9 protein-coding genes are annotated in these 14,864 nt (G+C 46.9%); 3 read left to right on the top strand and 6 right to left on the bottom strand.

Annotated features, from left to right (window positions below; genetic code table 11):
* Window positions 1-2 precede the first annotated feature (2 nt).
* The 6 genes from IEY13_RS10435 to IEY13_RS10410 all read right to left on the bottom strand — a co-directional run bounded on the left by IEY13_RS10435 (window position 3) and on the right by IEY13_RS10410 (window position 11,467).
* Window positions 3-1,514, bottom strand: coding sequence for a SusD/RagB family nutrient-binding outer membrane lipoprotein (locus IEY13_RS10435; RefSeq protein WP_188951918.1), 1,512 nt, complete (start codon window positions 1,512-1,514; stop codon window positions 3-5).
* A 12-nt stretch (window positions 1,515-1,526) separates the two neighbouring features.
* The gene (locus IEY13_RS10430; protein WP_229687813.1) at window positions 1,527-4,997 is read right to left on the bottom strand and encodes a SusC/RagA family TonB-linked outer membrane protein; all 3,471 of its coding nucleotides are present in this window, start codon (window positions 4,995-4,997) and stop codon (window positions 1,527-1,529) included.
* A 75-nt stretch (window positions 4,998-5,072) separates the two neighbouring features.
* On the bottom strand, window positions 5,073-5,915 hold the full coding sequence (locus IEY13_RS10425; protein ID WP_188951917.1) for a FecR family protein: 843 nt from the start codon (window positions 5,913-5,915) through the stop codon (window positions 5,073-5,075).
* Window positions 5,916-5,985: 70 nt separating this feature from the next.
* The gene (locus IEY13_RS10420; RefSeq protein WP_188951916.1) at window positions 5,986-6,582 is read right to left on the bottom strand and encodes an RNA polymerase sigma factor; all 597 of its coding nucleotides are present in this window, start codon (window positions 6,580-6,582) and stop codon (window positions 5,986-5,988) included.
* A 157-nt stretch (window positions 6,583-6,739) separates the two neighbouring features.
* Window positions 6,740-8,233 carry a RagB/SusD family nutrient uptake outer membrane protein gene (locus IEY13_RS10415; protein ID WP_188951915.1) on the bottom strand — a complete coding sequence of 498 codons (1,494 nt, stop codon included), beginning with the start codon at window positions 8,231-8,233 and terminating at the stop codon, window positions 6,740-6,742.
* An 18-nt stretch (window positions 8,234-8,251) separates the two neighbouring features.
* Entirely contained in the window at window positions 8,252-11,467 is a 3,216-nt protein-coding gene (locus tag IEY13_RS10410) for a SusC/RagA family TonB-linked outer membrane protein (protein WP_188951914.1), read from the bottom strand.
* A gap of 495 nt (window positions 11,468-11,962) precedes the next feature.
* Here IEY13_RS10410 and IEY13_RS10405 point away from each other — a divergent pair, with 495 nt between their 5' ends.
* The 3 genes from IEY13_RS10405 to IEY13_RS10395 all read left to right on the top strand — a co-directional run bounded on the left by IEY13_RS10405 (window position 11,963) and on the right by IEY13_RS10395 (window position 14,838).
* A complete protein-coding gene (locus IEY13_RS10405; RefSeq protein ID WP_229687812.1) occupies window positions 11,963-13,342 on the top strand; it encodes a jacalin-like lectin in 1,380 nt (459 codons plus the stop codon).
* A 102-nt stretch (window positions 13,343-13,444) separates the two neighbouring features.
* A complete protein-coding gene (locus IEY13_RS10400) occupies window positions 13,445-14,122 on the top strand; it encodes an MgtC/SapB family protein (RefSeq protein WP_188951913.1) in 678 nt (225 codons plus the stop codon).
* Complete coding sequence (locus IEY13_RS10395) at window positions 14,119-14,838, top strand: DUF92 domain-containing protein (RefSeq protein WP_188951912.1); 720 nt, start codon at window positions 14,119-14,121, stop codon at window positions 14,836-14,838. Before IEY13_RS10400 ends, IEY13_RS10395 begins: the two co-directional genes overlap by 4 nt.
* Window positions 14,839-14,864 lie beyond the last annotated feature (26 nt).

Here is a 14,864-nt window from a genome sequence, read left to right as displayed (position 1 = left end):
TACTAGGGTTTCTGCCACCATACTTTCGTACTTATTCTGTCTTCACCCTGTTCTGCTACTGCTTTTTTGTAGTTAGTAGGGTTGGTAGATTGTACATATACCGGATAAATAGATCTGGAAGGCATTTCACCATTGTTTTTTAAACCTGCGCCTTTGGGCAGTACAGGGTGACCGGTGCGGCGGTATTCAAACCACTGCTCCAGATCAACCATAAACAGTGCATAGTATTTCTGCAGGTGAATCTGTTCCAGTTTATCTTCCAGGGTACCGCTGTTATCCCACTCAATATCACCCTCTGCCAGGTAGGTTTTAACATCTTTGCTCCAGGCAGGAATCCAGTATTTAATGCTGGCGTCTACGGCATTGGTGAAGTAGGTTTCTGCGCTGCCGGTAATCCAGCTCCTGGCTGCCAGTTCTGCCATTATAAACTGCAACTCTGCATAATTCATTAAAATGCCGGTGAGCGAATCGTTCTGCAAGGTTCTGGCAGAGGTGGTGGAATAGAAATAAGCCTTTTTTACAGGGTTTTCAACAGCGGAGTAGCCACTGGGTACGCCTGCAAATACACCGGATGCCGGTGCAATACCCCAACGGTTAATGCCACTTACGCCATAGGTAGGAATATCAATACGCGGATCGTTCCACTTGTTCAGGTTATCTATAAAAAAGCTGGCAATAGCCGGTGAACGATAGTCCTGTTCCCTTACAGCAATCAGTGGAGATGCATAAGGGGCTGAACCCGTCCATCTTAACACGGCAGATTCGGCGTTAGATGTAAATACCGGGTAGTTGGCGGCAGAGCCGGTTATCTGCAGTATTTTCTTTACACAGGTATCTGTAACTTCTGCTTTACCGGAAACACGTAACAATAAGCGCAGATACAGTGAGTTGCCGAATTTACGCCAGTTTTGCGCATTGCCTTTGTATACGGGATCGCTGGCTGCGTTAATGTTGCCTGCACTTTTAAGCAGGGTGTTGGCCTGTTCCAGTTTGCTGAAGATATCCATGTAAATATCTTTCTGTTTATCAAACCGCGGTTCCAGTATACCACTGTCTCTTGCCAGGTTACTTTGAAAATAAGGTACATCACCATAGGTATCTGTAAGCATAGAATAAACCCACGACTGGCAGATGAGTGAGATACCCTGTAACGCCGTATTGGCACGTTTAGGATCGCTGGCTATTTTATAAATGTCTTTAAAGTTGGTCAGCTGTGCATACCAGCCATTGTACAGATAGTCTGCCAGTGAGGCCCGCACATCATACCGGAACACCATGCCTTCCCCATCGTTCATGTCTACCGTAACCTGCATCAGTTCGTTGTTGTAGTTGCGGTTACGTAGCTGGTTATAGGTAAGTGTATTTACCAACGCAGGCGCCAGCAGCTGATTGGCCTCTGCGTAGGGCGTGGTGTTGGGGTCGGTATTGATTTTTGTAAAGTCTTTGGTGCAGGAGGTAACCATAGCACCCAGTGCCAGTACCATGCTGCTTATAGTAAGAATATTCTTTTTCATTGTTTGTTGCTATTATAAACCAAGAACAAGGTTAAAGCCATAAGAACGGGTGGAAGGGAACTGGCCAATTTCGAAGCCCTGAACAATATCAGTTCCGCTGAGGGTACCAAATTCAGGATCGAACATAGGCCATGGGCTCCAGATAAACAGGTTACGGCCATATACACCCAGGCTTGCACGTGATAAACCTATTTTCTCCAGCAGTTTGGGGTTGAAGTTGTAGGTAAGGTTTGCTTCCCTGAACTTGATAAAGTCTGTACGGAAAGTGCTGCCCTCTGCGTTATCAGCACCGTAGTGCGAGCGGTAATAGGCATCTACGTCTGTGGCTATGGTCGTGTTCTTTTTGTAGTTCTTTTCGCCATCTTTTACCACGCCGTTGCCAATAATACCATTGTAACGGCCCGGTAATGTAATGGCGGTTTTGCCTTGCTCGGCCAGTTTGTAGTTCATAAGAGAATGTGCTACGGCTCCAAACTGAGCATCAAATAATACATGCAGGGTAAAACGCTTATAATTGAAATCGTTAATAAAGCTGGTTTTCCACTTTGGCGTGGTAGTACCCAGGTATTTAACATTGTCGTCAATCATTGCCACACCCGTGTTGGCATCATACACCACCTGTCCGTCCGGGGCGCGTACATAACCTCTTCCGTATACATCGCCCATGCCGCCACCTACTTTGGCTACAATTTGTCCGCCGCCTACAGGGCCGGTTCTTAATACTACGGAGCTATCGGCCAGTTCATCAATTCTGTTCTGGTTGGCAGAGAAGTTTACTATTGATTTCCAGCTGAAGTTTTTGGCCATAACCGGCATAGTGGTTATAGAAATTTCAATGCCTTTGTTACTTACTTTGCCCAGGTTAATCATTTGCCTGCCGTAACCCGAAGCACGGTCAATAACGCGGCTCAGAATCTGATCGCTGGTGGTGCCTCTGTACACGGTAAGGTCAAGGCCCAGGCGGTTGTGCAGCATTTTAATTTCTGTACCTGCTTCATAGCTTACTGTTTTCAGCGGGCGCAGGTTGGGGTTATTGAGGGTAGAAGGGTTTTGCAGGGCGCCACCATCCCAGTTGCCACCTGGCGATTCGAAGGTAATACCTGTCTGGTAGGGTTTGGTACCGCCGCTACCTACACCGGCAAATGATAATCTGAACTTCATATAGTTGAAAACAGCAGGCAGTTTCAGTAAATCTGAAGCCACAAGGCTGAAGTTGGCAGAGCTGTAAAAGAAGCCTGCATTATCGGTACGTTGGGCAGTAGCCAGTACGCTGTTCCAGTCCTGACGACCGGTAAAATCAGCATACAGATAGTTTTTATAGTTCATGGTAACTAAACCATAGAAACTGTTAATAGCGTATTCACTTTTCTCAGGCATGGCCAGGAGTGGGCCTGCTGCGTTGGCAAAGGTGTACAGTCCCGGACGTACCAGTGAGTCTGCGCGTATTTCGTCTTTATTATAGTGGTTGCGTAAGGTACTTCCACCAGCAGTGCCGCTTATGGTAAAGTCTTTATTGATTTGTTTGTTGTACTTCAGCAGGAAATCGGTGGTAGTTTCCTGCGAAAACATGTTTTGTGTGCGGTAGCTGCCTTTGGTAAGTTTGCTACCCGCATCGTATGGACGTTTCTGGGCACGCTCGTCATAAGATAAATCCATAGAAGTTCTTACCAACAGACTCAGTTCTTTGTTAAACGTGTAGTTGGCAGAGATGTTACCGGTAAGCGAGTGGCGGTTGGTACTGTTGAGGTACTGCTCTACCACGGCAAACGGGTTGGCAGGATAGCTGCTGTACGGGTACTGTATATTATAGTTTTCCTGTCCGTTTGCCCAGTAATTTCTTATCCAGTCCAGGTTGGCATTAGGCTGCCAGAAGATGAACCAGTACATGAGCGACTGGTTGCCATAACCGGCACCTGGCAGGTTATCGCTGGTACGGTTGTTATAAATGATTTTAGAGTTAATGGCTAACTTATCGCTCACTTTTGAGTTGAGCGACATAGAGATGGAGTTGCGTTTGTAGCCGGTATTGGGAATAATCCATTTATTGGAAACGTTGGTAAATGAGAAGCGGGCACTTGTTTTATCAGTGCTTCCATCTACGCTTAACGTATTGGTAATGGTGGAGCCGGTATTGAAGAAATCGCGGATCTGATTTTTATAAGGTACCCAGGGAGTTCTTGTTTTACCGGTTGTTTGTGTTACGGGGTCGTACTGAAAAAACTGTTGTCCTTCAAAACGGGGGCCGTAAGCAGAGCTGGTACCGCTGGTGCTGCCACCATCGGCTGTGCTGCCAAAAGAATAGTAGTTAGCACCACCTAAGCCCTGACCATATTCATACTGCAGATCGGGCCAGCGGTTAGGTGCTTCCAGGTTGGCATTAGAGTTAAAGCTGATGCCCATTTTCTTTTTCTTTGTAACAGAGCCGGATTTGGTAGTAATTACAATAGCTCCGTTAGCAGCACGCTGACCGTACAGGGCAGCTGCACCAGGGCCTTTTAACACCGTCATGGTTTCAATATCTTCCGGGTTCAGATCATTCATACCACTGCCATAATCAGCAGGCATGTTATCACTGCCTGTACCATAGGTAAGATCGCTCTGGTTGGCAGTGCGCTTACCGCTACCGTTGTTAATTACCACACCATCTACTACAATCAGGGCTTCATCAGCACCTGAAAGGTTGTTTTCGCCACGAAGTACAATTCTGTTAGAACCTGCGGGGCCGCTGTTAGAACGTATCAGGTTTAAGCCCGGTACTTTACCAGACAGGGCATCTGTCCAGTTACCAGAGATAGCGGTAGTCAGCTGATCGCCCGATACTACCTGTGCGGAATACCCTAACGATCTTTCTGCGCGTTTAATACCCAGGGCGGTTACCACTACCTCGTCTATTTCCTTTACATCTTTCGATAATTCTATATTCAACACTTCTTTTTCAGAAGCACCGAATTTTCTTTTTACACCATAAAAGCCCACTGCATTTACTTCCACTATACCTTCTACCTGTGGAATGCTTTTGCTGAAGAAGCCTTTGTCGTTGGTTATTGCAGTAAGGTTTTTCAGGCCATCCTGTTTAATCTGCACCACAGCACCTTCCACAGGAATGCCTTTTTCCATAATAGTACCCTGTAGTACCATTATGCCCAATGCTTTATGCACAGGACCAGCGGGTGATTTTTTAATAACAAAATTGCTGCCGTTGGCAGTGGCGCTGAAACCTGCAGCAGCCAGCATTTTGTTGAGTAGTTCGTTAACGGTAGCTGCTTCAAAATTACCGGCTGGCACCTCTATAGCGGCCAGATCGGCATTTACATAAGCCAGTTGTACATTGAATTTTTTGCCGAAGTCTTCGGCTACTTTTGATAGCTTCTCAGCCTTGTGCTGATAATGAAGCTTGTTGGTTTGCGCCGGCAGCCACTGTATACATGCTGCCAACAGCACTACCAACATACTTAACCTGCCTGTTACTTTACCGTGTTGCATAGTTGTTGTTTTAAAACAATAAGGTTCCGTGCCGCCTTACGGCAGCAATTGTGATAAGCTTTTTATGATAATTACTTAGTGAATGTTATATCCGGTCAGCAGGTTCAGCACATTCAGGTTTTCTTCCAGCGTTTGGGAGAATGACCAGGTGAGTGTAACCCGTGTATTGCGTTGAATGTTTTTACGATTCAGTTGTACATGATAATATGCTTCTATATTGTCAAGCAGTTCGTTCAGGGTAATATCCATAAACCTTACTTCGTGCTGCAGCCACCAATCGGCCAGTGCTTCCGGTACGGTGGCAACGGCTCCGGCAGCAGACTGCAGGGTACTTACCTGCTCACCGCCATTAACTATTACGCGGCCGCTTTGGTTGCTCAGGGCTACTTTACCATCTTTCACTACCAGGTTTACATCAACTGTGTCTTTGATAGATATGGTAAACCGGGTGCCCAGTACCTGCACCTGCTGCCTGTTTACAGCTACTGCAAACGGGTGCTCTTTATCCTGTGCTACTTCAAAAAAGGCAGTTCCTTTTTCCAGTACCACATTGCGGTGGCTGGTAAAAGCAGGGTACAGCTTTACGGCAGAGTGGGGCGCCAGCCATATTACAGAACCATCAGCCAGTTCTATCTTTTTTCTTTCTTCATTGCTGGCTACCATATTCCATTTAGAAACCGGCGTTAGTTTATTGCCCGTCCAGGCAACGCGCACAACAAAGGCAGTAAGTACGGCTGCTGCAGCACCGGCACTGATGTATAGTATTTTTCTGCGGCGGTTGCTGCTGCTGTTTATACGCTGGTGAATAGATTGCAGTAGTTGCTGCTTTCTTTCGCCAGTGATAGTACCGGTAGTATCAAATGCCTGCTGCCAAAGTTCATCCTGTTCAGGGCCGTTCTTACGTCTTTTCCAGATCATGCACAGAGTGTGTTTGATTAAGTGACGATGGCCGGAAAAAAAGGTACCAGAGAAAAATGCGGCTTAACAATTAGTTCATATCAAATAAGGGAAGGAGCGCCCAGAAGAAGAGTTGTACCTGCTGTAAAATTTTTACAATGCGCTGTGCAGCATTGTGCAGCTGGTTTTTTACCGTTTGTTCTGATAAGTCCAGTTCGGAAGCTATTTCTTTTACAGAAAGCGCTTCTTCGTTTTTCATGGAGTAAATGCGCCCCATCTGCACAGGCAGGCGTTGAATGGCTTCGCGCCATGACTGGTTCAACTGGCGGTAGCGGAAATGATCGTCGGGCTGCATTTGTTCTTCCTGCGAGTCGGGTAGTTCTGCAATGGAGATATGTCTTTTTCTTTTAAGTACGCGCAGATGATCGTTGATGCAGTTTTGCACCAGTGTATAGAGGTAGTTTTTAAAGGAGGTATGTATTTCTATAGCATGGCGGTAGCGCCAGAGTTTGATGAAAACTTCCTGGAGTACGTCTTCCGCATCCTGTTCGTCTGTAAGACGAAAGCGGAGGTAATTCATAACAGGCTCTGCATATTGATTGAACAACTCATCAAAATCTTCCCTGTATCCTTCCTTCAACCGCTGCACCAATGCCTGTTCACCCGGAAATGATTCCTGATACTGCATACCTGATAGTCAATTATATCATTATATAGTAGGGATCTGCTACCGCGCCCGCTAATACTTAGCGAAAAGGGTAGCAGGGCGACGGCGAAATCCGGGTGCAAGTTCATTTACCATTATTAATTTTATATGAACAGACAGTTAACTTATCATGAAGGCATCAGTATCCGTCATTTTGCTTATACACTCCATTGGAGGTGATTATTTCAGCAGAAGGTACGGGGTATATAATATAAGAAGGTACGACCTGATTAATCTGGCTGCCCAGGTTGTCAGTAGCAATCCATGCGTTTAAAATGGTAACTGCATTTCCGGAGCGTACCAGATCATTCCAGCGGATACCTTCTCCTGCAAACTCTCTTCTTCTTTCTTCCAGTAGCTGTGCGGTGGTTACCTGGCTTATGCTGCCCAGTTTGGCCCGGTTTCTTATTTTGTTTACCAGAGAATCAACTTCTGCCTGATTGCCTGCAGCACCGTGCAGAATAGCTTCTGCTTTCAGCAGTAAAATATCTGCATAGCGGAGCGCTATAAAGTTAACAGGCCAGTCTGTACCGCTGTTGCCTCTGCGGCTCAGGTCTATATACTTTTTATAAAAGGTGCTTACCCCGTAGGTATAGTTAACGGAGAAGGTATCTCTTACATCCTGTACCGTACCATTGGGACGGAAGGAGTTGCGGAGGTTGCTGGTAATGTCGAATGAACTGGAACCATAACCGTTACCGTAGGTGCTGGCGTAACCGAGACTGGTCCAGTACGCCACGGGTACCAGATGGCTGGGGAAGGAGGCTCCGTTGTTACTGCTCATAAATTGTACATCAAACACCACTTCGTTATTGTTCTCGTTGGTGTAAGAGAATACAGCCGGATAGGTGGGCAGTATATCATATACGCCGGCGTTAATCACCTTATTCAGATACGTAAGCGCTTTATCGTATTCGTTGCTGTTGAGGCCAGGGCCGTTAACGCTGTAGGTGGGGCCAGACCGGGTAAGGTATACCAGGCCAAGATAGCCATTAGCAGCTCCGGAAGTAGCACGGCCAATATTACCGCCTGTATAGCTGGCAGGTAATACAGATGCTGCGTAAAGGAAGTCTGAAAGTATAAGATCGTACACCGCGCTTATTTCGCTACGCGGTACAGACGCTACTTCTGCAGAAGAAAGTGGAGTAGTTACCACGGGTACTTTGCCAAACAGCTTTACCAGCTGAAAATAATAGAAGCCGCGTAAAAAGCGCACTTCGGCCCGGTAGCGGTTGGCCAGTGCGGTATCTTTTATAACGCTGCCTTTTTCATCCAGTGCCTGTAATACGCTGTTGGCGTTATAAATGCCGTTGAAGTTTTCATTCCAGGCGGTGGTGATAAAGCCTGTGCTGGTAATGTTTTTGGCAAAGTTGTTAATGCCTGCCCAGTCGCGGTTGCCATCATCCTGTCCGTTGATATTATCGCTACGCAGCTCGCCCAGCCATAAAGCCTGGCTGGGGTAGTTGGTAAGGTTGCTGTAGGCGCCGGTAACGGCCTGTGCAAAATCGTTAGCATTGCTGTAAAAGTTGCCGGTGGTGGTGTTTGATACCGGAACCAGATCCAGCTGTTTGCTGCAGGAAGTGGTGTTGAATATTACTGCTGACAGCAGTGCGGTATATAAAAGCTGTTTCATATTAAAATTGCTGTGGAATTAGAAAGTAAAGTTTACGCCCAGTGTAACGGTTTTGCTCAATGGCATAGAGCCGTAATCGCCAGGTACGGCATAAGCGCTGCCAGCGCTGCTGTTGTTGGTGTTCTGCGCTTCGGGGTTTACGCCGCCTTTGTATTTGTCTTTACCCAGAAAGTTTTGCAACGCAACAAATACACGTGCCGCACTGATGCTTCTGGTTTTGATTACATCCTTCAGGTTGTAACCGAATGTAATGTTTTGAATGCGCCAGAAATCGGAGGAGTATACCCAGTCTGATGTTACAGCGGGTGATGTATAACTGGCATTCAGCCGGCCGCGTGCGGCTTTGTAATTCTGATTCTGAGCGGTCCAGCGGTCGCGCCATATGCCCAGTACGTTTGAGGAGGTGCTGCCGGAGTAATCCAGTGCTCTGCCCAGGTAGGAGAGTATAGAGCCACCCTGCTGGCCATAGGCCTGTATACTCAGGTCAAACTTTTTATAAGTGAAAGTATTGGTAAGGCCCCAGGTGTATTTGGGGTTGGGCTGCCCACCAATAATACGGTCATCTGCGGTAATGGAACCATCGTTGTTGCGATCGTAAAACTTAGGATCACCTACACGTTCGCCGGATACCTTTGCTACTTTACCGTTGTTAATATCATCCTGCGTTAGCAGGCCATCTATCCGTGTAACATAATAACTAAACAAAGGAAGGCCTACCTGTAACAGGTAAGGGGCATTGCTGCCGGAGTAGTTGGAGGGTATTTCTATACGGTCCTGATTGGGGCCGAGAGAAGTTACTTTGTTGCTGTTGAAAGCAATGTTCGCATTGGTGGTCCAGGTAAAGTTGCGGGACTGAATGTTGATGCTGTTCAGCGCCAGCTCCAGGCCTTTCGCTTCCATACTGCCTACGTTCTGCAAGGCAGTATTAAAACCACTGGCACCCAGTACGGGCAGGTTCATCAGCAGGTCTGCACTCTTCTTCTTATATACATCCAGCGTAAGTGTAAGGCGGTTTTTAAACAATGCAGCATCCAGTCCGAAATCGTAGGTATTGGAAGATTCCCATTTAAGATTGGGGTTGGCAATGCCTGCTGATACACGGCCGGGTGAGCTTACGGGCGTGTTGCCACCAAAGTTGTAATTACCATCTGTAAGCGTGGCGGTGGTGTTATAATCACCAATGGCGTTGTTGCCGGAGCGGCCCCAGCTGGCGCGCAGCTTAAGATCGTTTACCACGTGGATATGATTTTTAAAGAAGCTTTCATCTGAAATGCGCCATCCCAGCGATACAGAAGGGAAGGTGCCCCACCGGTTATTGCTGCCAAAGCGTGAAGAGGCATCCCGTCGGAAGGAGGCGGATACCAGGTATCGGGAGTTGAAATTGTATTGCGCACGGCCATACCACGAAAACAGCGTGCTGTTACTGGCGCTGGTAGAAGCGTTGTAGGTAACACCGGCTGAGTTGGCAATGGCGTTGTTGAGTGTTTTTACAATATTGTTGGCATAACCACCCGCCGTGGAAATGTTGAATACCTCGCTGTGGGTGCTGCTGTACGACTGACCGGCTACCAATGAAATATTGTGCTTGCCCGCGAGGGTTTTATTATAGCTGAGGGTGTTTTCGTTTACAAAGGTTTGCTTTTTAGCCCCGCTGTAAGAGCCGCTGGACTTTAAGCCGGGCTGTGTTTGCCTTTCCAGCAATGCGCCAGCTACTACCTGGTCGGATATATAGGTAGATCGGGTGCGGTCTGTACCATCGAAGTTAACGGTGGTACGTGCTGCCAGGCCTGGAATGATTTGATACTCGCCATACAGGGAAGCTATGATACGGGTGATTTTGGTGAGGCTCTCACTGTTTTCCAGATAAGCGAGCGGGCTAACGTATTTGCTGCTTGACCATGTATAGGTATTATTGTTGAAGGCGCCGGTATATAGTCCCGCAGAGTCTTCTACCACAGGGCTCATCAGCGCTGCTTTCATTAATATGTTGTCTTTGCCTTCTGCAGAGGGCAGGTTGTTGATGGAAATGGTAGGAGCGAGGTTAATGCCTACTTTCAGCTTTTTACTGGCATTGGCTTCTACGTTAGCGCGCAGGCCGTAGGTTTTGTAGTTGGAGTTAACCAGTGTGCCATCCTGGTTCATGTAGTTGCCTGCAAAAAAGTAGCGTACATTTTCGGTGCCGCCGCTTGCAGAAAGACTGTAGTTCTGAAAGCCTGCTTTGCGGTAAACCACATCCTGCCAGTCTATATATTGCAGGCCAGGGTGGCCGGGGTGCGACCAGCGGTCATCTTTTACATAGTTCAGCTTCAGTGAACCAAGTGCTGCAATGCGCTCTGCCTGTGTTTGGCTTACGGTACGGCCTGCTTTGGAGTTTACCCAGTTGGTGTCTGCTATTTCAGATGCCATCTGTACCCATTCTTCCGGACTTAATATGTCTAATTTTTTTGCTACGCTGCTGATGCCTGCGTTGGCGTTAAAACTGATTTTCATTTTTCCCGCCTGCCCACGTTTGGTAGTAATAAGTACCACGCCATTGGCGGCGCGGGAGCCATAGATAGCACCGGCGGCAGCATCTTTTAATATCTGTATGTTTTCAATATCATTCGGGCTGAGGTTGTTGAGCGGGTTGTCGGTAAAACTGCCGTCTGTATTCTGGCTTACCACATCCAGCGGAAAGCCATCTATAACATACAGTGGTTCTGTACCGGCAGAGAGGGATCCGCTTCCTCTTACAAGAATACTCAGGCCACTTCCCGCCATGCCCGACTGCTGGCGTACCTGTACCCCAGGCAACTGGCCTATCAGTGCCTGCTCTATACGGTTAATGGGTTTTTCTTCTATGTTTTTGGCATCATAACTGGCAATAGACCCTAACAGGTTGCGTTTGCCGGAGGTGCCGTAACCTATCACCACTACCTCTTGCAGTGCCTCACCCGATGGCTGTAATTGTATATTTAATTGCTGTTGCGTGTTTACTGCCAGTAGCTGGCTTTTATAACCTATTGCAGATATTACAAGCGTATCTCCGGCGGCAGCGTTAATACTATAATAGCCGTTGCTGTTACTGGTGGCGCCGGTACGATTGCCTTTGGAAGTAATGCTTGCATGTTCCAGTGGCTGCCCACTTGCTGATTTAATATAGCCGGTACGGGTAGTCTTGTTGTCAGACTGTGCAGTTAGAATAATGGGCGACAGGCATGCCAATAGAACGCCTGCTCCTATGTGCTTTAACATATAGAAGGATATTGTTTGTTAGTTAATCAGGCAAGTAAAGCGTCAGGATAGTAACAGGTAAGAGGGGAATCAGTAACAACAGCAACAGGCAGCAGTAGCCCGTTGTGTATGCAGTTTGTCTATAGTACAGTTCAATACACTTTTCATTACGCTCATTTTAATGTCGGTATCACAGAGCAAAAGTATGGTAAAAGTTATTACAACACTATTTTAATAGACTTTTATGTTAAAAAAGTTGAAATGACACTTTATGTACAACAATTGGCTATGCAGGCATGCTTATTTTACCGATGAATGAAAGGCGGATTAACAAATTGTTACCCGCAAGGGTGTTTCTCTTTTCAAACGAATAGTTACTGTATCGCTTTTGTTGCCGGCTAACGAACGATTACAGGCTTGCTTTTTCTTAACTATTATTCATGCAGGGCATAGTATGTCTGCAGCTTGTAAAGGCTGTGGGTGATGTATTGCCTGTATTAAAACCACACAAACGAAATGAAAAAGACTAATTGTATTACCCGATGGATGGTAATGGCGGTTGCTGCCCCTTTTGTACTGGCCGCTTGCAGTAAACAGCAGCAATCTGTAGCTGAAACTGATAATACCATTGCTGTAGCTGCTGCCGCACGTACCGCTACCGCTACCGGAGGCACCTTTTCCGTACTTACTTATAATGTAGCAGGTTTATTGCAACTGTTTTCCAGTGCTACTACCCGGCGCGATTCCAGCACTTCGCAGATAGGCCGTATGGCGAATGCCTATGATATTGTACAGGTGCAGGAAGATTTTAATTATCATGCCTACCTGTATGATAAAGGCAATGTACATCCTTACCGATCTAACACCAGCGGTGGTATGGGTATAGGGGATGGATTAAATTCATTGTCTTATTTTCCTATGACCGATTTTGCGCGCATTACATTTAATACGCGTATTAATGAAAACGCCCTTACCCCTAAAGGATTTACGTATTGCCGTTACCGGCTGGCTGAAGGTGTATATATTGATGTATATAATATGCACACGAATGCAGAGTCTGATGAAGCATCTATTGCTGCGCGGGCAGACAATCTGCTACAACTGAGTAATTTCATTGCTGCCAATTCCAAAGGCAATGCGGTAATTGTAATGGGAGATACCAATGGCCGTTATACCCGCGATAACAATCTGCGTTTACTTACCGATGTAAATGGTATGACTGATCCGTGGATTGAGCTGGTGCGTGGCGGAAACTATCCTGCTTTAGGCTCACCTGCTATTGCATGTACTTTTCCTGCTATTACCAACAGTTGTGAAGTAGTAGATAAAATTTTTTACCGCAGCAGTAAGTATGTAAAACTCCAGGGCAGCGATTATAACGTGGTACAGAACTTTGTAAATGCCGCGGGCGAGCAGTTGTCTGACCATATGCCTGTTGCTACCCAATTTACTTATACACTGCAACAACCATTTGCTGCCAGTGATTTGTTTGGCGGCCCGCATGGCACTCCTTTTAATGATCTGGAAACACTTATGGCTACCAGCAATGCTACAGTGTTTACTGTATGCGGCGGCAGCCGGGTAGACAAAGTACAGGTTACCCTTGCCAACGGAACAGTGCTTGGGCATGGCGGTACCGGTGGTACAGAGCAATCGCTTACCCTGCAAAGTGGTGAAACAGTTAATTCGGTTACACTGTGTTCCGGCCAATACAATGGCAGAACACGCATTTTTTATATCAGGCTTACCACCAGCCTGGGCCGTACGCTGGCTACCGGCAAAACTACCGGTAACACAGTTACTTATACGGCACCTGCGGGATATAAGATTACTGGTTTTTACGGAAATTCCGGTGAGGAAGTAGATAAGCTGGGTGTTATTTATACAAAGAAATAAGCGCTGTTGTTTTAGTGTATTACCAGTGCCGTCCCGAACGTGTTTTGGGGCGGCACGTTTATTTTGGTAAATTCAGAAGATTGCTCACCAAAATTTACGACTATGTTACTGGAATGGAGTGAGGTATTACTGCGGCTGGGGCTGGCAGCCGTATTGGGTGGCGCTGTTGGTCTGGAGCGGGAACGGAAAGACTGGACCGCTGGTATGCGCACACATATGATGGTTTGTGTGGGGGCATCGTTGGCTATGCTGGTATCGTCTTTCGGCTTTGAAGATATACTGGGCAGGCCCGATGTGGAGTTAGACCCTTCACGCGTTGCTGCGCAGGTGGTTAGTGGTATGGGTTTTATTGGCGCAGGTACTATTATTGTATTAAAGGAAGGGGTTATTAAAGGGCTTACTACTGCTTCCGGTTTGTGGACGGTAGCAGCCATAGGGTTGGCAACGGGTGGGGGTATGTATTTTGCTGCCCTTGCCGCTACTGTACTTGCTATCATTATTTTATGGGTGCTGCAGTTGTTTGAAAAAAAGGTGAGTTCCCGGCTGGCTCCAAGGGGCATTACTATTATGCTTGCCCGGCAGGAGCAGTCTGCCGCTATTGTAAATGAACTGCTGGGGCGGCAACACCTGGATATTGCGTATTGTAACATTGCAAAATCGGATGAGGGTTATCAGCTATCTTTCCGCTTTAAAAACATCAGCAGGCAGGAACTGGCCGGTATTATGGGCGAGTTTCAATCTGCCGAAGGTGTAAAAGAAATTAACTGGCGTAATAAATGACAACCAGCTATATTTTATTGAGCGTTGTACTTTTAGTTGTAATGTGCTTTAGTGTATGGAAGCGAAAGCTTACCGTGCCGGCTGCTTTACTGGGGGGTATAATCGGGGTAAGTATGTACGTGGGAGCCGGATGGAAAGGTGTATGGATGCTGGGGGCCTTTTTCGCTTTAGGTGTAATGGCTACGGCCTGGAAGAAGGAGCAAAAGCAAGCCAATGCTGCCGGAGAAGCTCATTCGCAACAACGTAGTGCAGCACAGGTGTTTGCCAATGGGGGAGTAGCTGCTATTGCGGCCATACTGGCTTATCTGCTGCCTGCACAGGCGGGGCTTTTTCGTTTACTGCTGGCTGCTGCGCTGGCTTCAGCTATGGCAGATACTTTATCTTCTGAGTTAGGAATGGTATATGGTAAGCGGTTTTTCAATATTCTTTCCGGTAAGCCGGAAGCGAAGGGGCTGGATGGTGTTATTAGTATAGAGGGTACATTGATTGGCGTTGCCGGGGCTTTGATAGCCGGCGTTATTCATATACTGCCGGGGTGGAATGGAACGGAACTGCTTATCGTTACTGTATCGGGTATTATTGGCAATCTGGCTGATTCGCTGGCTGGTGCGTTGTGGGAACGTAAACAGTTGATAGGAAATAATACAGTTAACTTTTTAAATACCCTGGTGGCGGCAGCCATTGCCTGGGGTTTGTATGTGGTGGTGCCTGTATAAATGAAAAGACCGGTAACAGGTACCGG

The sequence above is a fragment of the Filimonas zeae genome, assembly GCF_014641615.1.
In the GTDB taxonomy this organism is placed as follows: domain Bacteria; phylum Bacteroidota; class Bacteroidia; order Chitinophagales; family Chitinophagaceae; genus Filimonas; species Filimonas zeae.
The sequence above is the reverse complement of the archived record's forward strand: the minus strand, read 5'-3'. Positions and strand labels throughout refer to the sequence as shown.

What these genes read in the sequence shown, in the direction of transcription:
- IEY13_RS10435 (WP_188951918.1), bottom strand. Translation starts at nt 1,514, where the DNA reads ATGAAAAAGAATATTCTTACTATAAGCAGCATGGTACTGGCACTGGGT.
- IEY13_RS10430 (WP_229687813.1), bottom strand. Translation starts at nt 4,997, where the DNA reads ATGCAACACGGTAAAGTAACAGGCAGGTTAAGTATGTTGGTAGTGCTG.
- IEY13_RS10425 (WP_188951917.1), bottom strand. Translation starts at nt 5,915, where the DNA reads ATGATCTGGAAAAGACGTAAGAACGGCCCTGAACAGGATGAACTTTGG.
- IEY13_RS10420 (WP_188951916.1), bottom strand. Translation starts at nt 6,582, where the DNA reads ATGCAGTATCAGGAATCATTTCCGGGTGAACAGGCATTGGTGCAGCGG.
- IEY13_RS10415 (WP_188951915.1), bottom strand. Translation starts at nt 8,233, where the DNA reads ATGAAACAGCTTTTATATACCGCACTGCTGTCAGCAGTAATATTCAAC.
- IEY13_RS10410 (WP_188951914.1), bottom strand. Translation starts at nt 11,467, where the DNA reads ATGTTAAAGCACATAGGAGCAGGCGTTCTATTGGCATGCCTGTCGCCC.
- IEY13_RS10405 (WP_229687812.1), top strand. Translation starts at nt 11,963, where the DNA reads ATGAAAAAGACTAATTGTATTACCCGATGGATGGTAATGGCGGTTGCT.
- IEY13_RS10400 (WP_188951913.1), top strand. Translation starts at nt 13,445, where the DNA reads ATGTTACTGGAATGGAGTGAGGTATTACTGCGGCTGGGGCTGGCAGCC.
- IEY13_RS10395 (WP_188951912.1), top strand. Translation starts at nt 14,119, where the DNA reads ATGACAACCAGCTATATTTTATTGAGCGTTGTACTTTTAGTTGTAATG.